Below are 26,630 nucleotides of genomic sequence, written 5' to 3' on the forward strand. Positions count from 1 at the left end.
AGGGGGACGGCGGCGACGCCCGCCGGGGGGACCGCGGGCGGCATGCGAGGCACTCAACAGGCGGTCCGATCCGGCGAGTTGACCTTGACCGTCCGGGGCACGTCGACTGCCCGGGCGTTGCCCTCGCACCTCTCGTAGTCGCCCGGCCACGGTTCTACGGTCGTCGAGTGACGCCTTCTGCAGCCTCTTCCGGCCCCGGACTGCCCGGGCTCGACATGCCCGCCGTGACGGTGACGCCGGGCGGTACCGCCTCGACCCGTCTGACCGTCCGCAACGACAGTGACATCGTCGAGGCGTACACCCTGGAGGTCGTCGGCGACTGTGCCGCCTGGGCCACCGTGGAACCCGAGCGGGTGTCGCTGTATCCCGGCACCTCCGAGACGGTGACCATCCGGCTGGACCCGCCCCGCTCGCCGGAGGTCCGCGCGGGCGACGTACCGCTGGGTGTACGCGTACTGCCGGCCGAGCATCCCGAATCCGTCACGGTGCCCGAAACGACGGTGCACATCGAGGAGTTCCACGAGCTGCGCACCGAGCTGCTCCCGCGCCGCCGCCGCGGCTGGCTGCGCGGCCGCTACCGGATGGCGGTGCGCAACGAGGGCAACGCCCCCGTCCGGGTCGCCCTGACCCCGCAACAGCCGGGCGAGGAGCTGCGGTTCGCGTTCACGCCCGCCGAACTGCCCCTGGAGCCGGGCGAATCGGCGGAGAGCCGGCTGCGGGTGCGCACCGGAAGGCCGGTCTGGTTCGGCAAGCCTGTGGTCTGGCCATTCAGCGTACGGGCCACGGACACCGCGGCCGCGGAGGGCGGCGAGCGGCCCGGCGCCCTCGTACGGCCGCCGCTGGAAGCCGAGTTCGTCCAGATCCCGGTCTTCCCCAAGTGGCTGCTGGCGCTCCTCGCCGCCCTGATCGCGCTGCTGCTGGCGTGGTTCGCACTGGTCCGTCCGGCCGTGCGCAGCGCCGCCAAGCAGGCCGCCAACGAGGTGGTCCAGCCGCGGCTCACGCCCGGCGGACAGAGCGGACAGAACGGGCAGTCTCCGGGGGCCGGCTCCGGGGGCAAGCCGGGTACGGGTACCCAGGGCGGCAAGGGCACGACGTCGGGCAACGGTGGCGGCTCCGGCGGAGGCGGCGGCGATGCCGGGACCGGCCAGCAGAGCTCGACCACCATCGACGTACAGACGTCCGGCGGGCAGGACGAGACCGGGACCTATGTGGTGCCGAAGGGCAAGGTGTTCGGGATCACGGACATCGTCGTCGCCAACTTCCAGGGCGACGAGGGCCTCATGACCATCACCTTCGGCGACCGGAAGATCACCACGATCGCCCTGGAGACCTTCCGCAATCAGGACTACCACTGGGTCACCCCCATCAAGATCCCCGAGGACGCCAAGGTCACCATGAAGGTGACATGCGCGAAGCCCGGGACCCCGGCGACCGGCCGGCAGGCGCAGCAGTGTCATGAGGTCCTGAACGTCAGTGGCGTACTCAGCGACGTCACCCGGTGACATCGCTCCCTCGAACATCGTTCGCCCCACGGGGCGCGAGCGGAAGAGGAGCGTCCCACTCCGTCCGAAAATCGACAGAGTGTTGAATGCGACCGACACGTTTCACGTCGCATCAGGAGCCCGGAACCACGGGCATCCAACGGACCCCGTACGGAGTGGCCGGAGAATAGCTGCCGTACACGATTGGCCGGTTCACGCACCCGGCGCCGGGACGTGCAGCCGCGAAGGCGCCCCGCGGAGACGTCGGGGCGTGACCGGCCGGTCCGGCGTCAGCCGCCGTCCGCCGTCCGCAGGACCGTGAACGCCTCGTCGAGCAGTGCGGCGTAGTCCTCGACCTTGCGCGAGCCGGTCTCCACGTGGCCCCGGGCGTGGATCAGCAGGGCGCTGCGCACGGCGCCGACGGCGGCCCGGGCCAGGACCGAGGCGCGCAGGGCGCGCCGGCGGGCCGGTTCTTCGGGGGCCTGTTCGGCGAAGCGTGCGGCCAGTGCCGTACTGATGCCGTCCTCGAAGTCGGTCAGGACGTGCGTGCGCCGGGTCCGGCCGGTCAGCGCGCGAGGCGGTGCGCCCACGAAGAGGATGGCGAGCCCGCCGTCCAGCCGGCCCGCGGCCGCGAGCAGGCTGTTGTGCACGGCGGTGAGGGGCGGTTCGCCGGCCGGGCGACGCAGGATCTCCTGCGCGACCAGGGGGACGAAGTCCAGGATCTCGGCGAAGACGAGGTCTTCCTTCGAGGGGAAGTAGCGGAAGAACGTGCGCTCGGTGACGCCGGCCTCCGCGGCGATGTCCTTGACCGTCGTCTCCTGGTAGCCGCGCTCGGCGAACATACGGGTCGCCGTGTGGAGCAGAGTGCGCCGCGTGGCGGCCTTCATGCGGTCCCGCCGCCCCGGCTCCGGCTCCTGTGTCCCCTGCTCACTCACGGGATCATCCTGCCACGCTCCGCATCGAGCGCCGATATGACATGTGCATGGAAAGTGTCAGTCCTGACACTTTATGTATGGTGTCAGTCATGACACTTTCCGGCGGCCGTCGCTGCCCCCGGCGCTGAAGCCTCCCCGTACGTGCCGCTCGTTCCCGGCAAGACCCCCTTCAAGGAGCACCTCTCATGGCTTCCCTGCTCTATCGGCTCGGCCGCGGTGCCTTCCGGCGCCGCCGGGCCGTGCTGGCCGCCTGGCTGCTGGTGCTGACCGCGGTCGTGACCTGCGTGATCACCTTCGGCGGCACGACCGACGACGAATTCACCGTGCCGGGCTCACCGGCCCAGACCGCGATGGACACCCTTGAGCGCGAACTGCCCTCGGCGGCCGGCGCCAGCGCCCAGATCGTCTTCGTCGCACCCCACGGGCACGCCGTCACCGAGCCGCGCTACGCCCGCGCGATCAGCTCCACCATGGCCGAGGCCGGCAAGGCTCCCCAGGTCGTCGCCGTCACCGACCCGGTGCGCGCCAAGGTCATATCGCCGGACCGCACGACCGCGCTCGGCCAGGTCCGCTACCAGGTCGGCCGGGCCGGCCTGCACGACGACAGCCTGCCCGCGCTGGAGAAGAGCACCGGGCCGGCGAAGGACGCCGGGCTCACGGTCGAGGTCGGCGGATCCGCGTACGGCAGCGGCAAGAGCACGGGTCATGCGAAGGAACTGATGGGCGTGGCCGTCGCCCTCGTCGTTCTCACGATCACCTTCGGCTCGCTGTTCGCGGCGGGCATGCCCCTGCTGACGGCGGTCACCGGTGTGGCCGTCACCCTGCTCGGCCTGTCGGCGCTGACCGGCGCGCTGACCATCTCCAGCACCGCGCCCTCGCTGGCGTCCATGCTGGGCCTCGCCGTCGGCATCGACTACGCCCTGTTCATCCTCTCCCGCCACCGCTCCCAGCTCGCCACCGGCATGGACACCGAGGAGTCGGCGGCCCGGGCCACCGCCACCGCGGGCAGCGCGGTCGTCTTCGCCGGCCTGACGGTGATCATCGCGCTGTGCGGGCTGGCCGTCGTACGCATCCCGTTCCTGACCGTCATGGGCATCGCCGGCGCCGCCGCCGTCCTCATCGCGGTCGGCGTCTCCACGACTCTCCTCCCGGCCGTGATGGGCTTCGCGGGCGAACGGCTGCGCCCGAAGCCGGGCTCACGCGCCGCACGCCGCGAACAAGCCGCCCACGAGGCCGAGTTCGGCGCGCAGGGTGCCGAGCACTCGGCCGGGTACGACGACGGGCGTGGCGGACACGGACACGGACCCGGGCACGCCGCCGGACATGGCACGCGCAGGCCCATGGGGGAGCGCTGGGGCAGGATCGCCATCCGCCGCCCTCTGTTCACCCTCCTGGCCGTCCTCGTCTGTCTGCTGACCGTCGCGCTCCCTGCCCGAGACCTCCAACTGGCCCTTCCGGACAACGGTTCCGCCCCGACGGGCAGCGGTCAGCGGCAGACGTACGACACGGTCTCCGAGAAGTTCGGCCCCGGCTTCAACGGCCCGCTGCTGGTGCTCGCCGACACCTCCCGCGCCGGCAGCCCGCACCAGGCGACCGCCACCCTGGTCAAGGACCTGAAGGCCGTCGACGGCGTTGCCATGGTCGGCGAGCCGCAGCTCGTCCCGGACCAGGACGCCGCCGTCATTCAAGTCGTGCCGAGGACGGGACCCGCGGACGAGCGGACCAAGAACCTCGTCGAGCACATCCGCGACGAGGCGCCCGACTGGCGCGAGCGGACAGGGGCGGAGGTGTCCGTCACGGGTACGACGGCCGTGAACATCGACGTCTCCGACCGGCTGGCCGCCTCGCTCGTGCCGTTCGCCCTGGTCGTCGTCGGCCTGTCGCTGCTGCTGTTGCTGCTCGTCTTCCGTTCCGTCGTCGTGCCGTTGAAGGCCAGCCTCGGCTTTCTCCTCTCGGTGGCCGCCACCTTTGGCGCGGTCGTCGCCGTGTTCCAGTGGGGCTGGCTCGCGAGCGCGCTCGGCGTCGCGGAGACCGGACCGGTCGTCAGCATCCTGCCCATCCTGGTGATGGCGGTCCTGTTCGGACTCGCCATGGACTACGAGGTGTTCATGGTCAGCCGTATGCGCGAGGCGTATGTGCACGGCGCCGCACCGCGCGAGGCCGTCCTCGCCGGCTCACGGCACGCCTCCCGCGTGGTCACGGCCGCCGCGCTGATCATGTTCGCGGTGTTCGCGAGCTTCATCCCCGGCGGCAGCACCATCCTCAAGCCGATCGCCTTCGCGCTCGCCGTGGGCGTGCTGATCGACGCCTTCGTCGTGCGGATGACCCTGGTCCCGGCGGTCCTCGCGCTCGTGGGACGGGCGGGCTGGTGGCTGCCGAAGTGGCTGGACCGGCTGCTGCCCGACCTCGACATCGAAGGAGAGCGCCTCGCGGCCGCGCCCCGATCCGCACCCGGACCCGCACCCGGACTCGCACCCGGACCCGAAACCGGATCCGTCGAGCCGGAGGCCGAGCCGGCCGCCGTGCCCACCGTGACCGGACCGAGCAGGCCCTGACCACACCCGCTCCGCCGAGGCCCGATACGGGTCTACACGCCGTGTATACGCGATGTGTATAGTGCCTGCTGTGAGACTGCGACAGTGGGGACGGCGATGACGGCGACAACTCCCGGCCGGGCCGTCGGCGTGCGGCACCGACTGCGAGCGTGGGGCGGCCCCGCGGCGACGGCGTCGGGTGCCGGGCTGCTGCTCGGCGTACTGACCAACCTGGCCCAGGGGTGGCTGCCCGGAGCATGGCAGCAGATCGCCAACTCCGGTGCCGTGTGGTCCGCCGTCGCCTTCGCCGCCGGAGCGCTGCTGTACCCCCAAGGCTCCGCGTCCAGGGCCGCGATCGGAGGCCTCGGCGCGGAGACCGGTCTGGTCGTCGGGTACTACGGCTATGCCGAGTTCGGGCGCGACGGCGCGGGGAGCCTCTTCTTCCCGCTCGTCTGGCTGGGCATGTCGTGCGTGGCGGGGCCGCTGTTCGGTGTCGCGGGGCACTGGTGGCGGCGCGGTCCGGACATGCGCCGCCGCGCCACCGGCCTGGCCGCCTTCGCCGGGCTCTTCGGCATGGAGGGCCTGGCCTACGCCTGGACACTCCACTACGCCCCGCAGGCCTGGGCATGCCTGGCGCTCTTCGTCCTGTTCCCGCTGCTCATGGCCCGCACTCACAAAGAACGGGCCATGACGCTGGGTGCCGCCGTGGTCTGCGCACTGCTTGCCTACGCCGTCATCGAGCTGCCCCTCCAGATGCTCTCCGCCTGATCCGCTCGTTCGCTGCCCCGCCGCGCGTTCCGGCAGGGCGGCGAGATGTGATCAGCAGGTGAGGTTGTCGCCCGGTGCGACGCCGAGGATCTGGGTGAAGCGCTGGTAGGCGTCGACGCGGCTTTGGACCTGTGCCGGGTTTTTGCCGTCGCATTCGAGGGAGCCGTTGATGGAGCGGATGGTCTGGCCGAAGCCGGCGCTGTCGACCATGGCGTCGTGGGGGGTCATGGTGCCGGGTCCGGACTGGGTGTTCCAGTACCAGAGGCCGGTCTTCCAGGCGATGGCGGGGTCGTTCTCGACCTGCCAGGGGTTGTCGAGGAGGTCGATGCCGAGGGCGTCGCCGGCGGCTTTGTAGTTGAAGTTCCAGGACAGCTGGAGGGGGCCGCGTCCGTAGTATGCGGCTTGTCCGGCCGGGCAGCCGTAGGGCCGGCTCCAGTCGCAGTAGGTGGGGTAGTTGGCGGTGTTCTGCTCGACGACGTAGACGAGGCCGCCGGTCTCGTGGCTGACGTTGGCGAGGAAGGCGGCGGCTTCCTGTTTCCTGACCGTGTCGCTGCCGGTGTTCGCGAAACCGGGGTAGGCGCTCAGGGCGGCGGTGAGACCGCTGTAGGTGTAGAAGGAGTTCCGGTGCGGGAACATCTGATTGAACTGCCCCTCGGAGACGACGAATCCGGAGGGCGTGCCGCTACCGCCGCCGTCCGGGGCGTTCCACTTCTGGTTCGCGCCACCCGTACAGGTCCAGATCTGCAGCCGCGTACTGTTGGCGCTGCTGTTGTCCCGCACGTCCAGGCACTTGTTCGCGGCCGGGTTGACGATGTCGTGCGCCGCGGTGACCACCCACTGCTGGTTGGTGCCGCCGCTGCAGTCCCACAGCTGGACCGCCGCGCCGTCGGCGGTGCCGCGGTCGACGACGTCCAGGCACTTGCCGAGCGCCCGCAGGGTGCCGTCCCCCGGGTTCGACCAGATCTGGGCGTTGGTTCCATTGCAGTCGTAAAGCTGTACGGCGGTGCCGTTGGTGCTGTTGGCTCCGGCCACGTCGACGCACTTGCCGGCCAGTCCGGTGATCCGGCCGTCCGCCGCCTGCGCGGGGGAAACGGTGAACAGCGCGGTGAGGACGGCGGCGGCGACACCGCCGGCCAAGAAGCGTCCGAGACGTCTCAAGCGCGGGCGTCTGTACGGGAGTTCGGCGAGGCGGAGGTGCAACGAAGGGTGCTCCTGTCCCGGTCGAGCGGATGGGCCGGGCCGGCACCGGCGGGTGTGTCGAGCCGCCGGCCGGCTGAAGGGGCAAGCGGAGTCGCTTGCGGAGTGATCACGCGGGGGTCAGTCGAGGACCGTCTCCGTGACGACGATGTGGCCGGCGTCGGGATCGAGGCTCCCGCCGAGCCGGCTGAAGGCGCCGTCCGTCAGGTCCAGGCACTTGGGCTCCTGCGGAGTCGAGGCGAACGTGCCCCGGTCGTTGATGCGGACCACCAGGGACGCGCCGTTGGCGACGTTGAGCACCTGCACTCTGGTCCCGAAGGGCAGCTGGGGCCGGCGGCTGAGCGATGTCGCCGCGGTGTCGGCGTCGTTGTCGAAGAGTTCGCCGCTGGCCGTCAGAGCACCGGGCGGCTGGGGGCCGTAGTGGGTCGCCCAGCACTGGTCGGACGACGCCTGGGCGGGGGAGGCGCTGAGCAGGCAGGCGGAGACACCCAGTGCGGCAGCGAGGACGGCGGCGGGGACGGCGGCGGGGAGGGACCTGGCCATGGAGACGGGGCCCTTTCGGAGGGAGGGGGTGGGCAGCGAGCGGCGTTCGCCTCTGGAACGAGCGGTCAACGGTGAACGCGGCGTACGAGATGTGGCCGAACCGCGAAGTTAGAGGTCCAGACCAATTGCGTCAAGTGCTGAAGTAAGCCATGAAGTAAGGGGGTTGGGACTGACCGGCAAGGGGGTGACGCGGTCCGGAGGGGGCGTGGCGGAATCCGGTCGCGGCATGAGGGAAAATCGTTGCCTGGAGAAACCACAGGGAACGCGTGAAAGGCCCGCCATGCCGCACCTCACCATCGACCACTCCGCCCACCTGGCCGGAGCCTTCGATGCATGCGCCCTTGTGAAGGAGCTGCACCCGCTCGTGGTCGAGGAGTCCGGTTCGTCGGGCGTGTGCAAGACGCTGGTCCGTCCCGTGGAGACCTATGTCGGGGACCCGGCGAGCAGGGAAGCCGCCTTCGTCCACGTGGAAGTCGGCCTCATGCCCGGCCGCTCCGAGACGCAGAAGGCACGGCTGTCCGAGAGCGTGCTGGCCCTGCTGGCCAGACATGTCCCCGCGGTTGAGGGTACGGAGGGGCGGACGGTCATCTCCGTCGAGGTGCGGGACCTCGCCGGCTCCTACCGCCTCTCACCGTCCGCGCGCTGAGCCGCCGACCCGGATCCGGACATGGCCCTACGGCGGTCCGGCCCGCCCGAATTCGGTTGTCCCCCGCGTCGCGCCCGCTCTACCGTGCAGCGGTGGAACTTTTCTCACGTTCTTGGACGGCGCTGCGCACGGCGGTCGCCGAACTCCCGGACGCGGACTTCGCACAGCCCTCGGGCTGTCGCGGCTGGCTGGTCCGGGACTTGGCGTGCCACCTGGTCATCGACGCGCAGGACGTCCTGATCACCCTGGTCACTCCCGCCGACACCGAACCGACCGTGGACGCGGTCACCTACTGGAAGCTGGTCGAGCCCCCGACCGGCGAGGATCCGCTCGATGCGCTGATCCCCCGGCTGGCCGCCGCCTATGGTGAGCCACGGTGGCTGAAGTTCCACCTGGACGACGTCGGTTCCGCGGCGGCCCGCGCCGCGGAACTCGCCGATCCGGCCGCCCGCGTCGGCACCCGCGACGAGGTTTTGACCGTCGGCGACTACCTGTCCTCGTACGTGGTCGAGTGGACCCTGCATCACCTCGACCTCGCCCATCTGCCGGCGGCCGCCGAGCCGCCCGCCGAGACCCTCTCGGCGGCCCGCGCGTCGCTGGAGAAGATCGCCGGTACGGCGTTCCCCGCCGCGTTCTCCGACACGGACGCGCTGCTGATCGGCACCGGGCGCCGTACACCTACCGACGCCGAGAAGGCCGTACTGGGCGATCTCGCCGCCGAACTCCCGTTCGTTCTCGGCTGAATGGCCCGTCCGCGTCCCTCGGTCGAGCGGCTCGCGTTTCCCCTGCCTGCTCCAACGTCCCCTGAGCGTAAGGGAGTAGCCCAAACCGAGAGCACCTTATGAGATGATCTTCGTGTCCGGTCACTACCATATGGCCGCAAGACAACCATTCGACCGGCTCGTCGAACACGGGTCGGTCAGGGTCGCCGATGCCAGGGACCGCTCCCCGGGCTGCGGTGATCTTCCTGTCCAGGAGGACCTTCCGCATGTTCCGACGTATTGGCAGTACCGTCGTCCGACATCCTGTGTGGACGATAGTGGCATGGCTGATCGCCGCGGTGGCGATCGTCGCCACCGCGCCGAGTCTGCCCTCGAACAGTGACGAGAGCAGCTTTCTACCCAAGAGTTACGAGTCGATCAAAGCGGCGGATCTGCAGCAGAAGGCGTTCCCCAGCGCCTTCACCCCGTCCGCGATCGCGCTCTACCAACGCACCGACGGCGGGAAGTTGACCGCCGCCGACAAGCAGGACATCGCCCGGATCACCACCGAACTGGGCAACAAGCACATCGACCAGGTGCAGAAGGTCGTCCCCGGCCCGCCGTCCAAGGACGGCAGGTACCACCTGACCCTGGTCCAGATGGACAGCAAGAACGCGGGTCAGCCCAAACAGGCGGACGCGGCCAAGACGTTGCGCGACGACGTCAAACAACTGGCCAAGGGCACGCACCTCGACGTCAAGCTCGGCGGCTCCGCCGCCCAGGCCCTCGACCAGCAGGATTCGTCCAAGCGGGGTCAGGCCCTGATCGGCTTCGGCACCTTCGCCATCATCCTGGTGACCCTGCTGATCATCTTCCGGGCACCGATCCTGGCCGTACTGCCCCTGGTGCTGATCGGCCTGGTGTCGGCCGTCGCCAACGGTCTGATCGCCTACGCCACCAAGCTGTTCGACCTCCAGGCCAACAGCTCGATCTCGTCGATCCTGATCGTCGTGCTCTTCGGCGTGGGTACGGACTACTTCCTCTTCCTGATGTTCCGCTACCGCGAACGCCTGCGCGCCGGTGACGAACCCAAGGAAGCCATGGTCAACGCGGTCGGGCGGGTCGGTGAGGCCATCGCCTCGGCGGCCGGCGCCGTCATCATCGCCTTCCTCGCGCTGGTGCTGTCCACCCTCGGCTTCCTCAAGCAGATGGGCCCGGCGCTCGCCATCGCGGTCGGCGCGACCCTCGTCGCGGGTCTGACCCTGATCCCGGCGGTGGTCTCGCTCATCGGACCGAAGGTCTTCTGGCCGTCCAAGTCCTGGCAGAAGGAGCCGGACAACGCCCGGTTCGCCGCGTTCGGCCGCGGTGTGCAGCGCCGCCCGGCGCTTACCGCCGCGGTGTCCGGCCTCATCCTGGTCGCGCTGTCGCTCGGCATCTTCAGCTTCCACGCCACGTTCGACCTGGCATCGGGCTCCATGCCGAAGACCAAGGAGTCCATGGTCGTCCAGGACCAGATGCAGCAGGCGTACTCGGCGGGCGCCGCGGCACCCACCGACGTCTATCTGTCCAGTGCCGACGGCAAGCCGCTGGACAAGGCCGGCTTCGACACGTACGCGCAGAAGCTGGGAGCCGTGGACGGGGTCGCCAGCGCCCGGGTGACGCAGCTCAACAAGGAAGGCACCACTGCCGACTTCACCGTCACGCTCAAGTACGAGGCGTCGACGGACAAGGCGATCGACACCGTGGGCAAGGTGCGCGACGTCGCCCACTCCGACGCGCCTGACGGCACCAAGGCCGTCGTCGGTGGCATGTCCTCGATCTACAAGGACATCAACACCGCGGTGAACCACGACTACAAGACGGTCTTCCCGGTCGCCGCCGTCCTCATCATGGTCATCCTGGGCCTGCTGCTGCGCAGCGTCGTCGCGCCCTTGTACCTGATGGCCTCGGTCGGCCTCGGCTTCGGCGCCACCCTCGGCGCCACCGTGTGGATCTTCCAGAAGGGAGAGGGGCACTCTGGCCTGATGTTCATGCTCCCGGTGATCATGTATCTGTTCGTGGTCGCCATCGGCACGGACTACAACATCCTCATGATCGCCCGGCTTCGTGAGGAGGCCCGCGAGGGCCGCGAGCCGCGCGAGGCGGCCGGCATGGCACTGCGGCACGCCGGGCCGACCGTCGCCGCGGCCGGCTTCATCCTGGCGGCGACCTTCGCCACGATGATGCTGGCGGGCAACTCGCTGCTCACGGAGATGGGATTCGCGGTGTCCTTCGGCATCGCCGTCGCCGCCTTCGTCATGGCGATGTTCTTCACCCCGAGCCTCACCGCACTCATCGGCCACGCCGCTTGGTGGCCGGGGCACGGCGACCGGAGCGAGGTGACGACGCCCGGGGCGGGCACCGGACCGAACGGACCTGTCTCGGCCTACGCCACCGAACGGGACTCCATGGCCCACGATCACGCGGGACGCCGCGACTAGCGGCAGCGTGACGGGGGAGTCCTGCCGAGCCACCACGGCCCGGCAGGACTCCCCGCCCACGCGTCGCGCCACGCTCCCCCCATCAACTGGGCGCGCGGCACCGGCAGTTAACCCAATCGGGACCCTCGCATCAACCGCCGCACGGCCGGACGTCCGACGCGGCGAGCACGCTCGCGTGCATGGCATCGACCGCGTACAGACCCGGACCCACGCGCGCGGCGGCCGTCACGCTGACGGCCCTGCTCGTCCTCCTCGCTCCGCCCGCCGGCCGGGCCACGGCCGCCGCGGCGACCCTTCCGCTCGGCGATCCCGGCCTCGCCGAGACCCGTACGACGCGGACACTGGCCGACGGCGTGACCCTCACGCGTATCGTCCGGGGGACCGAGCCCGCCCCGCCCGGCCAGATCGACACCACGACCCACGGCCCCTGGAAGGTCGACGTCCTGACGATCGACCCGCACCGGGCACACGGGCACCTGCGGGCGACGTACGGCCCCGACCTGGCCCGCACGGAGAAGACGACCGAACTGGTGCGCTCCGCCCAGGCTCTGGCCGGCGTCAACGCCTCCTTCTTCACCTACACCGCCAGCGCGGAGTACCCCGGTGACCCGGTGGGGCTCGGCCTCTACGACGGACGGCTGCTCAGCGAGCCCACCGGCGACGACACGGAGGCCGACTTCGTCGTGGACACCCACGGCAACCGCGTTGTGATGGGCAGGGTGAGCTGGACCGGAAGCCTGCACAACCGGCGGACGGGGGCCACGCTGCCACTGAAGTACGTGAACCATCCGCCCGTCGTGCCGCCCGCCTGCGCCGGCCCGACCGAGCGGCCGGGGGCTGCCTGCGCACCGACTCCGTGCTCACCGACGAGCAGGGCCGCCGACTGCCCGTCCACCCGGGACTGTTCGGCGTGAATGGCCGCTATCGCCTCACCGCGCACGGCCGCATCGTGGTGCCCGCCGGCTCGGGCGGCTTCTTCGCACGCAACCCGCGCACCGTCGCCGGTACGACCCGCGACGGCAAGGTCGTGCTCGCGACCATCGACGGCCGCATGACGACCAGCGTCGGCACCACGCTGGACGACACGGCGGTCGTGGCCCACGCGCTGGGCCTGACCGACGCAGTCAACCTGGACGGCGGCGGCTCGACCACGATGTCCGTCCAGGGCACACTGGTCAACCACCCCAGCGGGCCCACCGAACGCGCCGTGGGCGACGCCCTGGTCTTCGTACCCGACCCTCGCCGCCCCCTGGAATACCGTCCCGCTGCCGGGAGTTGATCACCCCATGACTCAAGGACCAGCGCCGCGCCCCCTGTCCGACGCAGCCCTCTCGGACCTGCTCGCCAAGCAGCAGTTCGGGACGCTCGCCACGGTGAAGCAGAGCGGCCACCCGCACCTGACCACCATGCTCTACACCTGGGACCCCGAGACCCGCGTCGTCCGGCTGTCCACGACCGCCGACCGCGTGAAGGCACGGCATCTGCGGCGCAATCCGCGGGCGGCGCTGCATGTACAGGGCGGTGACGTGTGGTCGTTCGCCGTCGCCGAGGGCTCCGCCGAGGTCTCCGAGACCACGACGGTACCCGGTGACGCGGTCGGGCAAGAACTGCTCGCCATGATTCCGCCGGCCGCGCGACCGGAGGACGCGGACGCCTTCCTCACCCAGCAGGTCGCCGAGCGCCGGCTCGTGATCCGGCTGCGCGTGGAACGGCTGTACGGCACGGTGCTGGACATCGACGGCCAGGGCCCGTCCGACCAATGATCAGCGTTCGCGGAGCCATGGGGTGAGTGAGGCTGCGCGGAGGCCGGTGAGGTGGCGGACGGCCGGCTTGTCGTAGCGGGTGGTCACGGCTCAGAGCTGCTGCAGGCTGCTGAAGCAGCGTTCGATCACGTTGCGGATCTTGTACTGCCTGGTATCACAGGCCGGCGGTCGTCCACCGGCCGTCATCAATTGTCGGATGTGGCTAGGCCGCGGGCCGGTCGTTGAGGATGTGCTGGAAGAGCACGTGGTCGCGCCAGGCTCCATTGATTTGCAGGTACTTGGGCGCGATACCGATCTGCTCGAATCCCGCCTTCGCCAGCACGCGCTGGGAGCCGACGTTGTCCAGGAGCGTGCCTGCCTCTATCCGGTGCAGGCCGACCTCCTCGTCGGCAAAGCGGCACACGTACCGGGCGGCCAGGGTCGCCAGACCTCGGCCGATGTGCCCCTCGTCGATCCAGTAGCCGAGGTTGGCGCTTCGGAAAGGGCCCATCGAAATGTTCGAGAGGGTGGCCGTCCCGACGACCTGCCCAGCCTCGGTCAGCACCCAGGGCAGTGCCTGGCCGGTCTCCCGAAGCTGCAGCCGCTGGCGAATCCGGGCCTTCTGGCCCTCGGTGGTGAAGAACTCCTCGGCCCGGTTCGGCTCCCAGGGCCTGAGGTAGTCACGGTTGAGGACGTATGCCTCAGCGAGGGGCCGGGCATCGGATTCCTCCAGAGGACGAATGCGTACCTCGCCGGACAGGACAGCATCGCTTTCGGACATCCGAACAGCATAGACGGCCGCGTTTCTGCGACTTCCGGCATGCCGACGGGGAGCACTCTGCGCTCCGCGCGTTAGATGATCACCCGTCAGGCACGGTCTTGGGCCCGTTCTTGAAGACTCCGGCCTTGGGGTTGCCGATACTCGTACCGGATCCCGTCGCCCAGCCGCTCCGAAATCCGGCCCGATCCCCGCTGGTCGAGGTGTTCCTCGGCCTCCTGCGCGATGTCGCCCACGAGCGCACGGCCACATGGGACGAACAGTCCGGGGACGGCTGACGGGCCCGGGCCCGCTTCGGTGCCTGTCCGACACGGATACCGTCGGAGCCATGTCGATCACTGCACACCCGCGCGGCTCGGTCCGGCTGCCCGGCGGAGATGCTCTGACCAACGGATTCGCCCTGGAGAGCCGCGGGACGGACACATGCCGCGCCCTCCTCCGGAACGGGTATGAGCTGGAGGTGTACGACCTGGGCGCAGTATTCGCGGGAGAGCACGTGCCCCGCGCCGTGTTCCCGTTGCCCTGGCCGGGCTGGGACCGCGGCGTCCACTCGGTGAGTCCCGACGGCACGTTCGCGGTGTTCTCGGGCCAGCGCGCGGTGCGGGCCGTGGGCTCGGGCGGCGAGACGCTGTGGGAGTACCGGCACGGCTGTTGGGGCCCGGAAATAGGTCACCCGCACACGGGGGACGAGCAGGAGGTGTGCCGGGGACTGGAGCATGGATCCTGCCGGGTCTCGGACGACGGCCGGCTCGTGTGGGCGTACATCGTGGCCGAGCCGGCCGAGGGCGACTGGGAGGAGCGCTGGGTCGTCCTGGACGCCCGCGACGGACGCGAGCTGGCCGCGCTGCCGCTGGACAGCGCCGCCGAAGGCTCGCATCACCTCTCCCACCCGGACGGCATCCACATGGGCCTGTGCATCGGCATGGGCCAGGACGGCATCCTGCTGCACTGGGCACGATGGGACGGCAAGGAGCTGACCGACTGGGACCTGAACGCGAGCATGGACCGCATCCTGATGGACGTCCATGCCGGGCACGAGGGCTTCCTGACGGTCCAGCACTATGGTGCGGACCTGCGACTGCACGCCCTCGACGGCACCGTCCTCGCCGAGAGACCGGCCGAGCCGGGCGACGACGAGGGCCCGCTCGACTGGGACTACACATGCGGCTTCGTGGACGCCGATACCGTCATCGCCTCGACGCTCGACTCCGCAGAGGGCGAGAACCGTCCCCGCCACTGGATCCTCGACGCCCACACCCTGGAGATACGCGGGCCGGTCGCCTACCCCCAGGGCCCCGTCGACGTCTACGCACGCCCGCTCGGCGACGGGACCTGGCTCACCTACGACGCGGGCGGCGAGACGCTCAACCGGTGGTCTGTCCAGGCCAATTGAAAGACGGCGGTGCCGGGCCCCGTCGGCCGGCGCCCGAACCGGCCGTTCTTCAGCCGTCGGTGGCGAGACGGTCGAGCCACTCGCGGAGCAGATGCCGCTCAGCGGCGCTGAGAGCCGTCTGCTCGGGCAGCGTGGCGCGCAGGGCCCGGGCGGCGCCGGCCGGGCCGGTGTCTTGTACGGCGGGCTCCTGGCGGGTGACGGCGGAGACCATGGATTCCCGGAGCGCGGTCAGCAGGGCCGCAGGGCGGCCGTCCTCGGGCAGGGACAGCCAGGTGAGCACCGCTCCGCGTGCCGTGGCATGGATGATCGCGGTCGCGAGTTCCTCGTCCACGCGCAGCCAGCCACCGGCGGCCAGGCGCCGGACCCGGCCCCTCAGGATCTTCATGCCGGCCTGGAAAGCGGGCGACGCGGCCCTGGTCGGCTCGCTGTACATCAGCGTGTAGAGCGCGGGATGGGCCAGGCCGAACTCGACCGCCAGGTCCCAGCCCGCCCGCAGATCCTCCACGAGGTCCTGCGGCTCGCGGTCGACGCGCTTGCTCGCGAGAAACGTGGCGAAACCGTGCTCGGCCACGGCTTCCAGCAGCCCGTCCTTGTCGCCGAACAGCCGGTAGATGGCCGGCGGCTGCACCCCTGCCGCGTCGGCGACCCCGCGTGTCGTGACCGCGTCCCGGCCCTCGCGCTCCAGCAGGTCGACGGCGGCCTCGATGACTCGCTGCCGGGTCTGCTCGCGGACCGGGGGAGCGGTGTCGGAGTCGGCGGCGGGGCCGCTGCCGCGACCTTGTGAACGCACTGGCATGTATCGATGCTACCGGATCATTGATTCCCCCGTTAATATCGCTGATATCGTACACTTGTTATCAACGGTATTCTGCTCGGACCGGGTTCGGATCCGGCTCGGATCCGGCTCGGATTCCTGGAGAACATCCTGATCAGGAGGTCATCGTGATCATCGTGACCGGAGGCACCGGACAGCTCGGGCGCCATATCGTCGACGGGCTGCTCGCGCGTGTGCCCGCGCAGCAGATCGGCGTGAGCGTCCGCGACCCGCGCAAGGCGCAGTCCCTGGCTGATCGAGGGGTGCGCGTACGGCAGGGCAGTTTCAGCGATCCCACGAGCCTCGCCCACGCCTTCGAGGGCGCCACACAGGTGCTCGTCGTCTCGGTCGACAAGCTCGGCGAAGAGGCCGTGCGGGAGCACCGGACCGCCGTCGACGCGGCCGTCGTGGCGGGTGCTCGCCGCATCCTCTACACCAGCCACATGGGCGCCGGAGCCACCTCACACTTCCAGGCCTGCCGCGACCACGCCGCCACGGAAGAGGCGCTGCGCGTCTGCGGTGTGCCGTTCACCTCGCTGCGCAACGGCTTCCACGCCGCCAGCGCGCTGCAGTTCCTCGGTCCCGGCCTGGAGACCGGCGAGGTCGCACTCCCCGCCGACGGACCGGTCTGCTGGACCGCGCACGCCGACCTCGCCGACGCGGCGGCCGCCATCCTGGCCGACGAGGGCCGGTTCGACGGCCCCACCCCGCCCCTCACCGCCGCCGAGGCGCTCACCTTCGATGACATGGCCGCCCTCGCCGGTGCACTCACGGGCCGCGTCATCAAGAGGACCACCGTGCCCGACGACCAGTTCCGGGAGCAGATGGTCGGCCGAGGCGTACCCGCCGAGAGGGCCGACCAGTTGCTGGGCATCTTCACCGCCGCCCGCGCCGGCGAATTCACGGCAGTCGATCCGACCCTGTCCACCCTCATCGGCCGCGCACCCTTCACCCTGCAGGCGGTGCTGCGGGAGCGGCTGTCCGGCAACTGAGGCCGGCAGGCCGTCGAGGGCACCGGTGACGAGGCGGCCGCCCGCACGCCCGGCGCACGCGGGGTCCGGCACCAGGCCGGTTCTGGTAGGTGCCGGTGGCGATACGGCCGTGACCGTCTCGGCGCCGGTGCGACGCCGCTCGGCTGAGGCGTCCTCACAGGGGCTGGCCGGCGAGGCTCGCCAGGTAGGCGCCGTACACCAGGGACACGGCCGTGAGGCCGCCGCACAGCAGTCGGGCGCGAGGAGAGGGGACCGAGGGCCACGCCCGGGCGAGGGCGCGGGCCGGGGGGATGAGCAGAGGGAACGCCGGCAGGAGGAAGCGCGGCTTGCACGAGAAGGGGCCGGACACCGCGACCACGAGCAACAGCAGCACGCCCGCGAAGACGAGCAGCGGCAGCGGGGCGCGGTCCAGATACAGCCGGCAGAACGACACGATGCCCGCCACGACGACGAACACGGCCACCGGATAGGTCACCCAACTGCCCCGCAACGGCATCGACTCCAGAAACCGCAGGGGCCCGGCCGAGAGATCCAGGTGTGAGTTCCAGGCACTCTGCACCTGCAGATAGCCGTGAACAAGATCGCCGGTCCGCCCGCCCACCCACAGCACATAGCCGGCCCAGCCCAGCGGACCGAGGACCGCGCCGGCCAGGAGGCCCGGGGAGGCGCGTCCCCGCTGCCGTACGACCTCGTGCACGGCCGTGACGGCGACGGCCACGGCGGCCGCGATGCCGTTCGGCCGTGCGAGGCCGGCCAGCAGCGCCAGCGAGCCCGCGGCCGGCCAGCGGCGGCGCAGCACGGCGTACAGGGACCAGGCGGCACACGCCGTGAACAGCGGCTCGGTGTAGGCCAGGCCGAGGACGACCGATTGCGGCAGTACGGCCCACAGGGCGACGAGAGCGGTGGCGACCCGCCGGCCGTAGAGGTGATGGCCGATCGCGTAGATGCCCCACGCGGCGAGCGCCGCGGAACCCCAGGCGATCAGCAGCCCGGCCCGCCCCGCGGTCACGGGCAGTAAGCCGCGCAGGGCCCGGATGAGCCCCGGATACAGCGGAAAGAACGCCCAGTCGGTCTGGACCGCGCCCGAGGCGGTGATGCGCAGCCGGGTGCCGTAGCCGTGCTCGGCGATGTGCAGGTACCAGACCGAGTCCCACCGGTGGGCGAGGCTCATCCCGAACGGGCGGCCGGCGACTGCGTCGACCAACACCAGGACAACCACCCCGGCAAGACGGACCGCCGCGAAGACGGCGAGCGCCCGGAGAACGCCGGGAGGACCCGCCAGCCGGCCGCGGCCGGTCTCACGAGGGTCGTCGGACCGCCGCAGCGCGGAGGACATGCTCACTCTCCGACCATGAGCGGCGAAGAACACGAGCGCAATCCGGAACACCCCCGGAGGGGAGCGACCCCGGCAGCGTGATGTGTCGCCGATCCGGCGGAGTCACCCGTTCGCGCTACCCCTGGCACGGAAGCAGTCCTGTCTTACTGAGCGTCGGCGACCGTCATCCGCCCACGGACAAGCCCTCCGGGATCCGGCCGGTCGATCTCGGCCGACCGGATGCCGCAATTCCATGCCATGCCACCACGCCGCCCGCAGAGAGAAAAAATCCGCAGAGAGAAAAAGAGGTGGGCTGGGCGACGCTCGCGCTGATAGTTTCCACTCGACCGTGACGCCACCCGAGGAGGTGAGACCCATGAACGCTGCAGCAGTGTGGGTGCTCCCCCTCGTCTCCACGGTCGGCGCATGACATAGGTGTCGCCGGGAGCCCCTCGACAACAAGGACTCCCGAAAGGCAACACATCATGCGTACTGTGCATTTCACTGCCGAGACATCGGCCGACGGTGTCATCGAACGCGACTTCACTGTCGGCGAGATCCCCGGCGTACTCTGGTCGCCCGCATCCGGCCCCGAACGCGCCCCCCTGGTGCTCATGGGCCACGGTGGCGGCACACATAAGAAGTGGCCTGCGATGGCGGGCCGGGCACACCGCCTCGTGACCGGGGGCGGTTTCCACGTCGCTGTCATCGACGCCCCCGCCCACGGCAGCCGGCCGCGCACGGCGTACGACGAGCAGGAGATCGCCGAGCTGTACCGGGCGAGGGCGGCGGGCGAGCCGGAGGGCCCGGTCGTCGTCCGCTACAACGCTCAACTGGCGGAGCGCGCCGTGCCGGAGTGGCGGCGGACCCTGGACGCCCTCCAGGAGCTGCCGGAGATCGGCGCGGACGGGCCGGTCGGCTACTACGGCCTGAACATGGGCACCGCGATCGGCGTGCCGTTGGCGGCGGTCGAGCCCAGGATCAGCGCCGCGGTCTTCGGCCTCCACTGGCCCGATGCCCTGGCCGAGACGGCGCAGCGGATCACCATCCCGATCGCGTTCATGCTCCAGTGGGACGACGAGCACATCCCGCGCGACTCCGGTCTGGCGCTGTTCGACGCCTTCGCCTCGAAGAAGAAGACGTTGCACGCCAACGCGGGCCGCCACAAGGAGCACCCCCGGTTCGAGGCGGACAGCGCGGTCCGATTCTTCGTCCGGCACCTCGGCCGGGACGTCACGTCACCGGTCGGCTGACGCGGCGCCTTCTCCGGCCAGAAGATACCGGCCCAGCTCTCGCCCGTCGGCGGGAGCCGGGCCCCTGCCCGCACGCGGTCAGTGAGCTGCCGCTCGATGTTCGCGGCCGGTAGGGGCGCTCGCGCCGCCGTCGACGCCCAGCGCGCCGCCACCGCCGCCGACGACGTACCGGCAGTGATCGCCGCCACCGGAGTTTCCACTTCGCCCTGCCAGACCGGTGCGACAACCAGTGGCTGCTGCGCTTCGTCACCCGGCTGTGGGAGGTCCTTGAGCCGCACCGCGCCCAGTCCTACGGACGTTCCGCGGCAGCCGGAGACTTCGCCCGCGCCGAGGCGATCCTCGCCCAGCACGACGCCATTGTCACCGCCTTCGAGCACGGCGAGCCCCCGCGCGTTCGCCAAATGCTCGCCGCACACCGCGAGTTCATCCGGACCGGCGGGGTCGCGGACCGGCACCAGCCGGCCGATGTCGGAGGGCCAACCGGGCCTGACCCGCGCGGCGAACTCCGCGAAGTCCGCCCGCAGATACAGCGGATCGGACGGCTTCAGCCGCACCTGCTGACGGTCGTCCACCCACCAGACCTCGAAATCGGCGACCGTACCCTCCGGCGGCCAGCGTTCCTCCTGTTCGGGCAGCAGCAGGACGTCGACGAAGCCTCCTACGGGCAGGCCGATGTCCACGAAGATCCCGATCGCGCCGGGTCGGGGCACCTTCACGACGGTGCCCCGGAAGACCTGCCCGAAGCGCAGAGTCTCCCGGATCCGCCCCCACTCCACAGCCGTGACCATGTGCCGCATCCTCCCAGCCCCGCTGCCACGGGGTGGCCCGGGCCGGATGTCCGCTGTGGGTCCGCTACAGCTCCGCTCGTACCGCGCGGGCGGCCGCGACCAGGTTCTCCAGGGAGGCGCGGGTCTCCGGCCACCCGCGGGTCTTCAGGCCGCAGTCGGGGTTGACCCACAGCCGTTCGGCGGGGATCGCCCGCAGGCCGGTGCGCAGGAGTCCGGCCGCCTCCTGCGTGCCGGGGACGCGGGGGGAGTGGATGTCGTAGACGCCGGGGCCGGCCTCGCGCGGGTAGCCGTGGGCGGCCAGTTCCCGGGCGACCTGCATATGGGAGCGAGCCGCCTCCAGGCTGATGACATCGGCGTCGAGGTCGTCGATGGCCTGGACGATGTCACCGAACTCGGCGTAGCACATGTGGGTGTGGATCTGGGTGTCCGGCCGAACGCCACCGGTGGTGAGCCGGAACGCCTCGGTGGCCCAGGCGAGATAGGCGGGGCGGTCGGCGGCGCGCAGCGGCAGGGTCTCGCGCAGCGCGGGCTCGTCGACCTGGATGACCGAAGTCCCCGCCTCCTCCAGGTCGTTCACCTCGTCGCGCAGGGCGAGGGCGACCTGCCGGGCGGTCTCGGCCAGGGGCTGGTCGTCCCGGACGAAGGACCAGGCGAGCATCGTGACGGGGCCGGTGAGCATGCCCTTGACGGGGCGGTCCGTGAGCGACTGGGCGTACCGCGTCCAGCGCACGGTCATCGGCGCCGGTCGCGCGATGTCACCGGCGAGGATCGGCGGGCGGACGTACCGGGTGCCGTAGGACTGGACCCAGCCGTGCTGGGTGGCGAGGTAACCGGTGAGCTGCTCCGCGAAGTACTGCACCATGTCGTTGCGTTCGGGCTCACCGTGGACCAGGACGTCCAGTCCGGTCTTCTCCTGGAAGGAGATCACCTCCCGGATCTCCGCCTCGATGCGCTCCTCGTAGCCGGTCGTGCCGATGCGGCCGGCGCGCAGGTCGGCGCGGGCGGTGCGCAGGTCGGCGGTCTGCGGGAACGAACCGATCGTGGTCGTGGGCAGCAGCGGCAGACCGAGCCGGGCCCGCTGCGCCGAGGCCCGTTCGGCGTACGGCTGGGAACGGCGGACGTCGGCCTCGGTGACGGAGGCCGCCCGGGACCGTACGGCCGCGTCGCGGGTGATGGGGGAGTGGGCGCGCGAGGCCAGGTCGGCCCGGTTCGCGGCCAGCTCCGCGGCGATCGTGTCGCTGCCCTGGGCGAGGCCCTTGGCGAGGGTGACGACCTCGGCGGTCTTCTGCCGGGCGAAGGCGAGCCAGCGCAGGATCTGCGGCTCGATGTCCCGTTCCAGGCCGGCGTCGAGCGGCACGTGCAACAGGGAGCAGGACGCCGACACGTCCACCCGGTCCGCGAGACCGAGCAGGGTGCCGAGCGTGGCGAGGGACTGCTTGAGATCGTTGACCCAGATGTTACGGCCGTTGACGACGCCGGCGACCAGGCGCTTGCCGGGCAGCCCGCCGACGGCGGCGAGCGCGTCCAGGTTGGCGGCGGCCGCCTCGGTGAAGTCCAGGGCCAGGCCCTCGACCGGGGCCTTCGCCAGCACGGGCAGGGCTTCGCCGAGCCGGTCGAAGTAGGAGGCGACCAGCAGCCGGGGCCGGTCGGTGAGGGCGCCGAGGTCGCGGTAGGCGCGGGCGGCGGCGTTCAGTTCGGCCGGGGTGCGGTCCTGTACGAGCGTGGGCTCGTCGAGCTGGACCCACTCGGCACCGGCCGCGCGCAGGTCGGCGAGGATCTCGCCGTACACCGGCAGCAGCCGGTCCAGCAGCGTGAGCGGTTCGAAGTCGGCCGGCACGCCCGGTGCGGGCTTGGCCAGCAGCAGATAGGTGACCGGCCCGACGAGGACGGGCCGGGCGCTCAGGCCCAGCGCGAGGGCCTCCGTCAGCTCCGCCACCTGCTTGGCCGAGTCGGCCGTGAACACCGTGTCCGGGCCCAACTCGGGTACCAGATAGTGGTAGTTGGTGTCGAACCACTTCGTCATCTCCAGCGGGGCGACGTCCTGGGTGCCGCGCGCCATGGCGAAGTACCCGGCGAGCGGATCCGCGGCGACCGCCTCCTGGTGGCGTGCGGGGATCGCGCCGAGCATGACGGTGGTGTCGAGTACATGGTCGTAGTACGAGAAGTCGCCGGTCGGCACCTCGTCGACGCCGGTGTCCGCCAACTGCCGCCAGGTGCTTCGGCGCAGTCCGGCGGCGGTGGCCCGGAGGGCGTCGGCGGTGACGCGGCCCTTCCAGTAGCCCTCGATCGCCTTCTTCAGTTCACGGTTTCGGCCCTGACGGGGGTAGCCGTACACGGTGGCCCGTGCTGCCGCGGCTGCGGACCTGCTGGTCACGGAGATCTCCTTCGCGAGATGAATCCCTGAGATCCCGGCGACGGGACGCGAGCGCGAAGGGGTGACGGACCGCACGGCAACGGCTCACGCCGTCCGTTCGGTTCGGTACGCCGACCCGCCCTCGAGGTCACCGGGATGTCCGCGCACGAGGTGTCCCGCACGCGGGCAGTTGGCAGGTCTTCGGACTCGCGGGCACGTCCTCCCCCAGGAGGACACCTACTGGCCGTCGCTTCCCAGGCCCGGTACCTCGGACCCAGTGCGTATGACGGCGGTCGTTCCCGCTCACCGCTGCGGGGCAGTCCCGGATTCCCACCGGGTTCCCTCTTACGACGCGTCCCGCCTGGCTGACGGGGCGAACCAGCTGCAGGGGACACCCTACGGGGCCACCCGCGGTGCGGTGGCACACGTCCGGCATTCGGAAGGTGAGGTGAGACACGCGGCCGTGGCGTGCCCCGCGCGTCCCCGCGGCCCGCCGGCGGGCCGCGGCGGCCTGAAGCCGGTCGGGTGATTGACGGGCCGCTCCCGGCTTGGGTGCGGCCCGTCGCGGGCTCGGCCGGAGAGACTGCGGCCATCCCAGTGGAGGTGGCGAATATATGCTCAGCGACAGCACAGCGGCGATCCTGGCCGAGAGGGCGAGCGTGGCGGAGGTCGTCGCCGCTGCTCCGCGCGTGGCGCAGATCGCGGCGCGGTGCAGCGAGGAGACGGAGGCCGCCCGGCGGCTTGCGCCCGAGGTGGTCGAGGCGGTGCGGGAGGCCGGGTTCGCCCGGCACTTCGTGCCCGCGGCCTTCGGCGGCACGCAAGGCGGCTTCGTGGACATGACCTCGGCGGTGATCCTGGTCGGCGAGGGCTGCGCCTCGGCGGCCTGGGCCGCCTCGCTGTCCGCCTACGCGGCTCGTTACGGGGCGTTCCTGCCCCCGGAGGGGCAGGCGGTGCTCTGGGCCGACGGGCCGGACGCCCTGATGGCGGGTGCGCTCATGCCGGCCGGCAAGGCGGAGCGCGTCTCCGGCGGCTGGCGGCTCAGCGGTGAGTGGAAGTACATCAGCGGGGTGCGCTTCGCCGACTGGGTCTTCGCCTGCTCCGCCGTACCCGGCAAGACGGGCCCCGACGGGCGGGGCGAGGTGCGGTTCTTCGCGGTGCCGCGGGCCGACATCACCGTGAAGGACACCTGGTTCACCCTGGGCATGCGCGGGACGGGCAGCGACACCATGGTCCTCGACGACGTGTTCGTGCCCGAGGAGCTGACCCTGTCCCGGTTCGACATCAACGCGGGGCGGGCCACGGCCTCCGAGGCCCGGTGCCACACGGTCCCCGTGCACGCCTTGAACGCCCTGCCGCTCGCCGTCCCCGTGGTGGGCGCCGCGCGGGGCACGGTCCGCGCCGCGGCCGAGCAGAACCTCCGCCGGACCGACCGGCGCGGCGCCCCGCTGCGCGAGAAGCCGCCGGTGCAGATCGACCTGGCCCGCTCGGCGGCCGAGGTGGACGCCGCCGAGCTCCTCGTCCAGCGGGCCGCGCGGGTCGCCGACGGCGTCGAGGAGACCAGGGACGGCGAGGCGGCGGTCCGCGGGCCCCGGGACTTCGCGCTGGCGGTCGAACTGTCCGTGTCGGCCGCCGAACGCCTCTTCCGTGGTACCGGCACGACGGGCCACTTCGAGTCCGACCCCGTCCAGCGGTTCTGGCGGGACGTCAACACCGCCGCGTCCCACGTGATCTTCTCCTTCGAGGCCGCCGGGGCGGCCTATGGCGCCTGGGCGCTGGGCGCCGAGAGCGCGGAGCCGAAGCGGTGACCTCGCCGACGAGGTAGGACGCCGCGCGGCGAGATCGCGGTAGAACACCGCGCGAGACCGCGGACGCCGTGGCGGTGGCGCTACGGCGTCCGCGGTTTCGCGGTCGCACAGCCCCCTGCATCCGGCGGGTACACGCATGCGTCCGGGATCGCTACACGAAGCGGTACTTCAGGTGGGTGGCGAGAGGTGTGTCGACCACCCTGACCCGCTTGAGGCTCCGCCCCCCGGCGCCCACTCCCTCGAAGAGCCGCTGCCCCGCGCCGAGGAGCGCCGGCACCACGTGCAGCTGCAGCTCGTCGATGAAGCCCTCCCCGAGGTACTGCCGCACCGTGCTCGCCCCGCCCGCGATGTCGACATTCCGGTCCCCGCCAGCTCGCCAGGCTGTGGATCCACTCGAAGAGCGGCTCGGCGCTGTCTCCTCCCGGGTTGTCGACGCGGACGCCGGTGCCGGCGACGTAGCCGTCGAGGGAGATGGCCATGTCCGCGGTCACGGTCACGATGGATGCTCCTGAAGTCCGTGGGGTGTCCTGCCTTCACCCTCACGTCGATCGGGAGCCCGCGCATTCGACAGACCCGTACGACATCCTTGAGAACCGGGTGACGAGCCGGGCCGCGGCGCGGTCAGGCGCGGTTGCCCGGTACGTACTCCTCGGGGCGGTCCGCCGGGTAGACCGCCGCCATCGGACGATCGCTGTGCGCCCGGGTCCTGACGGTGATGCGGTCGCGGGCGATGCCGAGCCCGACGAGTTGGGCCACCACGGCGTCGGCCCGCTTGCGCGCCAGGTTCCGCGGCGGGAGCGGACCACCGCGGGCGTGCCCTTCGATGACGATCGGTGCCGCCGACTGCCGCCACGCCGGGGCGACCCGGTCGAGCAGGGCGGCGCTGTTGGGCAGCAGGACGTCCGAGTGGTTCTCGAACAGTAGGTGCGGGACGGTCGTGGTGGCCACCGTCAGCGGATTGAGCGCGGTGATGCGGTTCTTGGCGTGAAAGCTGCGCTCGCCACCGGGCTCGTACATCTTGAAGTACCACATGTCGCCCATCGCGGACCTGGTCTCCCGCTCCAGCACCTCGCGGGCCGCCCGCATGGCCTGCGGCGGCGGCATGACCTGTCCGGGGTTGGCGCCCGCGTAGGCCTCGGCGGTCTGCCGTGCGGCCTCGCGCAGCAACTGCTCCATCAGTGTGTTGCGGTTGAAGTTCTCCAGGGTGATCTGGTCGCCGCCGTCGCTGCTCTCGGCCACCACGGCGGCGTAGTGGTAGACCCAGATGCGCTCGGCGGGCACTCGGTTGCGGGAGAAGTCGAAGTTCCCGGGGACGCCCGGGCGCGGCTCGGAACCGATGGTCTGCGTGGTGAGCGCCTCGCCGACCCGGGCCCGGGCGTGCTCGTTGAGGCCGATGGCGTACTCGTTGTCCTGGAGCTCCTGGTGGTACAGGCTCGTGCCGTAGGCCTCTCCGGGCGCCTGCTCCGGATCGGCGCTCTGCGTCGCCCCGGCCGCCTCGCGCGGATTCCTCGGCGGCCGGGCCGAGGTCAGCGCGCCGGCGAGCCGCGGGAGCCCGGTGACCCCCTTGGGGCCGATGCCCGAAGCGACGGCCTCGCCGCCGGGCCCGCGGAAGACCGCATGGCCCAGGGGCCCGCCGGTCAGCTTCTGGGCGACCTCCACGCACTCGTGCTGGACCAGGTGCATGAACCTCGTCAGGACGACGTCGTCCAGATCGTTCGCCAGCCGCGGCCGGACCACCACGAGCCGCTCCCCGTCGGCGTTGGGCAGTGAGTGGCCGCCCGGGGCCAGCCGGACGTAGCTGCCTGAGTCGGCCAGCGACCGGTTCGCGGCGGCCACGACGGCCGGAACGGCGTAGAACTCCTTGGCCCCGAACTCGGAATTCATGGCCAGCGAAGGGTCGTTGGACCAGGTCAGGGTGACCGGGGCCGTCGCCGGGCCGTGTCGTCCGACCGTGCCTTGGAAGCCGCCCTGGTCGAGGGTCACGGTGACCGCGGGTTCGTTCAGCGCGAAGGCCGGCAGCCGGTCGCCGGACGCCGCGTCGAACTGGGGCGTGGCCGGGGCGGAGTCGTCCACGTATCGCTGGATCCGATGGACGTAGGAGGTGGCCGCGCG

At 71.2% G+C, this 26,630-nt stretch carries 23 protein-coding genes, 1 pseudogene and 1 riboswitch; of the genes and pseudogenes, 15 read left to right on the forward strand and 9 right to left on the reverse strand.

Features of this window, described 5'->3' with window-relative positions; translation table 11 throughout:
* Positions 1 to 215: 215 nt before the first annotated feature.
* Entirely contained in the window at positions 216 to 1,502 is a 1,287-nt protein-coding gene (locus tag AB5L52_RS42095; protein ID WP_369369061.1) for a hydrolytic protein, read from the forward strand.
* Between the two features lie 269 nt (positions 1,503 to 1,771).
* Here AB5L52_RS42095 and AB5L52_RS42100 read toward each other — a convergent pair whose 3' ends face one another.
* Positions 1,772 to 2,416, reverse strand: a complete 645-nt coding sequence (locus AB5L52_RS42100; RefSeq protein ID WP_369368386.1) for a TetR family transcriptional regulator — start codon at positions 2,414 to 2,416, stop codon at positions 1,772 to 1,774.
* Positions 2,417 to 2,601: 185 nt separating this feature from the next.
* Between AB5L52_RS42100 and AB5L52_RS42105 the strand changes: the two genes are divergently transcribed.
* Both AB5L52_RS42105 and AB5L52_RS42110 read left to right on the forward strand, forming a co-directional pair.
* Positions 2,602 to 4,971, forward strand: coding sequence for an MMPL family transporter (locus tag AB5L52_RS42105; protein ID WP_369368387.1), 2,370 nt, complete (start codon positions 2,602 to 2,604; stop codon positions 4,969 to 4,971).
* A gap of 96 nt (positions 4,972 to 5,067) precedes the next feature.
* Positions 5,068 to 5,718 carry a DUF6518 family protein gene (locus tag AB5L52_RS42110; protein WP_351578661.1) on the forward strand — a complete coding sequence of 217 codons (651 nt, stop codon included), beginning with the start codon at positions 5,068 to 5,070 and terminating at the stop codon, positions 5,716 to 5,718.
* Between the two features lie 51 nt (positions 5,719 to 5,769).
* Here AB5L52_RS42110 and AB5L52_RS42115 read toward each other — a convergent pair whose 3' ends face one another.
* Both AB5L52_RS42115 and AB5L52_RS42120 read right to left on the reverse strand, forming a co-directional pair.
* Positions 5,770 to 6,876, reverse strand: coding sequence for a glycoside hydrolase family 19 protein (locus AB5L52_RS42115; protein WP_369368388.1), 1,107 nt, complete (start codon positions 6,874 to 6,876; stop codon positions 5,770 to 5,772).
* A gap of 159 nt (positions 6,877 to 7,035) precedes the next feature.
* Positions 7,036 to 7,458, reverse strand: coding sequence for a septal ring lytic transglycosylase RlpA family protein (locus AB5L52_RS42120; RefSeq protein ID WP_351023531.1), 423 nt, complete (start codon positions 7,456 to 7,458; stop codon positions 7,036 to 7,038).
* Positions 7,459 to 7,738: 280 nt separating this feature from the next.
* Here AB5L52_RS42120 and AB5L52_RS42125 point away from each other — a divergent pair, with 280 nt between their 5' ends.
* From AB5L52_RS42125 to AB5L52_RS42150, 6 genes are all read left to right on the forward strand, one after another.
* Positions 7,739 to 8,104, forward strand: coding sequence for a 5-carboxymethyl-2-hydroxymuconate Delta-isomerase (locus AB5L52_RS42125; protein WP_369368389.1), 366 nt, complete (start codon positions 7,739 to 7,741; stop codon positions 8,102 to 8,104).
* A 92-nt stretch (positions 8,105 to 8,196) separates the two neighbouring features.
* Positions 8,197 to 8,847, forward strand: coding sequence for a maleylpyruvate isomerase N-terminal domain-containing protein (locus tag AB5L52_RS42130; RefSeq protein ID WP_369368390.1), 651 nt, complete (start codon positions 8,197 to 8,199; stop codon positions 8,845 to 8,847).
* Positions 8,848 to 9,092: 245 nt separating this feature from the next.
* The gene (locus tag AB5L52_RS42135) at positions 9,093 to 11,285 is read left to right on the forward strand and encodes an MMPL family transporter (RefSeq protein ID WP_369368391.1); all 2,193 of its coding nucleotides are present in this window, start codon (positions 9,093 to 9,095) and stop codon (positions 11,283 to 11,285) included.
* 179 nt (positions 11,286 to 11,464) lie between these two features.
* Complete coding sequence (locus tag AB5L52_RS42140; RefSeq protein WP_369368392.1) at positions 11,465 to 12,199, forward strand: hypothetical protein; 735 nt, start codon at positions 11,465 to 11,467, stop codon at positions 12,197 to 12,199.
* Positions 12,196 to 12,564 carry a phosphodiester glycosidase family protein gene (locus AB5L52_RS42145; RefSeq protein ID WP_369368393.1) on the forward strand — a complete coding sequence of 123 codons (369 nt, stop codon included), beginning with the start codon at positions 12,196 to 12,198 and terminating at the stop codon, positions 12,562 to 12,564. The genes AB5L52_RS42140 and AB5L52_RS42145 overlap by 4 nt, the downstream gene beginning before the upstream one ends.
* Before the next feature lie 7 nt (positions 12,565 to 12,571).
* Entirely contained in the window at positions 12,572 to 13,048 is a 477-nt protein-coding gene (locus AB5L52_RS42150) for a PPOX class F420-dependent oxidoreductase (RefSeq protein ID WP_351023546.1), read from the forward strand.
* Positions 13,049 to 13,250: 202 nt separating this feature from the next.
* Here AB5L52_RS42150 and AB5L52_RS42155 read toward each other — a convergent pair whose 3' ends face one another.
* On the reverse strand, positions 13,251 to 13,808 hold the full coding sequence (locus tag AB5L52_RS42155; RefSeq protein WP_369368394.1) for a GNAT family N-acetyltransferase: 558 nt from the start codon (positions 13,806 to 13,808) through the stop codon (positions 13,251 to 13,253).
* Between the two features lie 125 nt (positions 13,809 to 13,933).
* Between AB5L52_RS42155 and AB5L52_RS42160 the strand changes: the two genes are divergently transcribed.
* Both AB5L52_RS42160 and AB5L52_RS42165 read left to right on the forward strand, forming a co-directional pair.
* The gene (locus AB5L52_RS42160; protein ID WP_369368395.1) at positions 13,934 to 14,083 is read left to right on the forward strand and encodes a hypothetical protein; all 150 of its coding nucleotides are present in this window, start codon (positions 13,934 to 13,936) and stop codon (positions 14,081 to 14,083) included.
* A 50-nt stretch (positions 14,084 to 14,133) separates the two neighbouring features.
* Positions 14,134 to 15,198: a hypothetical protein gene (locus AB5L52_RS42165; RefSeq protein ID WP_369368396.1), complete on the forward strand. Its 1,065-nt coding sequence runs from the start codon at positions 14,134 to 14,136 to the stop codon at positions 15,196 to 15,198.
* A 49-nt stretch (positions 15,199 to 15,247) separates the two neighbouring features.
* Here the strand turns inward: AB5L52_RS42165 and AB5L52_RS42170 are convergent, their stop codons facing one another.
* Positions 15,248 to 15,994 (reverse strand): TetR/AcrR family transcriptional regulator, encoded by a 747-nt coding sequence (locus AB5L52_RS42170; protein WP_369368397.1) that lies wholly within the window; start codon positions 15,992 to 15,994, stop codon positions 15,248 to 15,250.
* Positions 15,995 to 16,140: 146 nt separating this feature from the next.
* Between AB5L52_RS42170 and AB5L52_RS42175 the strand changes: the two genes are divergently transcribed.
* Positions 16,141 to 17,004 carry an NmrA family NAD(P)-binding protein gene (locus AB5L52_RS42175; protein ID WP_369368398.1) on the forward strand — a complete coding sequence of 288 codons (864 nt, stop codon included), beginning with the start codon at positions 16,141 to 16,143 and terminating at the stop codon, positions 17,002 to 17,004.
* Positions 17,005 to 17,158: 154 nt separating this feature from the next.
* On the opposite strand, the gene AB5L52_RS42180 is transcribed toward AB5L52_RS42175, so the two are convergent.
* Complete coding sequence (locus tag AB5L52_RS42180) at positions 17,159 to 18,340, reverse strand: hypothetical protein (RefSeq protein WP_369369062.1); 1,182 nt, start codon at positions 18,338 to 18,340, stop codon at positions 17,159 to 17,161.
* 464 nt (positions 18,341 to 18,804) lie between these two features.
* Between AB5L52_RS42180 and AB5L52_RS42185 the strand changes: the two genes are divergently transcribed.
* A complete protein-coding gene (locus AB5L52_RS42185) occupies positions 18,805 to 19,572 on the forward strand; it encodes a dienelactone hydrolase family protein (RefSeq protein WP_369368399.1) in 768 nt (255 codons plus the stop codon).
* Between the two features lie 167 nt (positions 19,573 to 19,739).
* Positions 19,740 to 20,525 (forward strand): annotated as a pseudogene (locus AB5L52_RS42190) (FCD domain-containing protein); the annotation flags it as partial.
* On the opposite strand, the gene metE reads toward AB5L52_RS42190, so the two are convergent.
* Positions 20,425 to 22,734, reverse strand: a complete 2,310-nt coding sequence (gene metE, locus AB5L52_RS42195; RefSeq protein WP_369368400.1) for a 5-methyltetrahydropteroyltriglutamate--homocysteine S-methyltransferase — start codon at positions 22,732 to 22,734, stop codon at positions 20,425 to 20,427. The pseudogene AB5L52_RS42190 and the gene metE sit on opposite strands and share 101 nt — an antisense overlap.
* Before the next feature lie 153 nt (positions 22,735 to 22,887).
* Positions 22,888 to 23,111: riboswitch (cobalamin riboswitch) on the reverse strand.
* A gap of 216 nt (positions 23,112 to 23,327) precedes the next feature.
* Here metE and AB5L52_RS42200 point away from each other — a divergent pair.
* Positions 23,328 to 24,518 carry an acyl-CoA dehydrogenase family protein gene (locus tag AB5L52_RS42200; protein WP_369368401.1) on the forward strand — a complete coding sequence of 397 codons (1,191 nt, stop codon included), beginning with the start codon at positions 23,328 to 23,330 and terminating at the stop codon, positions 24,516 to 24,518.
* Between the two features lie 151 nt (positions 24,519 to 24,669).
* Here the strand turns inward: AB5L52_RS42200 and AB5L52_RS42205 are convergent, their stop codons facing one another.
* Positions 24,670 to 24,846 carry a dihydrofolate reductase family protein gene (locus tag AB5L52_RS42205; RefSeq protein ID WP_369368402.1) on the reverse strand — a complete coding sequence of 59 codons (177 nt, stop codon included), beginning with the start codon at positions 24,844 to 24,846 and terminating at the stop codon, positions 24,670 to 24,672.
* Between the two features lie 293 nt (positions 24,847 to 25,139).
* Positions 25,140 to 26,591 (reverse strand): OmpA family protein, encoded by a 1,452-nt coding sequence (locus AB5L52_RS42210; RefSeq protein WP_369368403.1) that lies wholly within the window; start codon positions 26,589 to 26,591, stop codon positions 25,140 to 25,142.
* Positions 26,592 to 26,630 lie beyond the last annotated feature (39 nt).

This window comes from Streptomyces sp. CG4 (assembly GCF_041080655.1).
Taxonomy (GTDB): domain Bacteria; phylum Actinomycetota; class Actinomycetes; order Streptomycetales; family Streptomycetaceae; genus Streptomyces.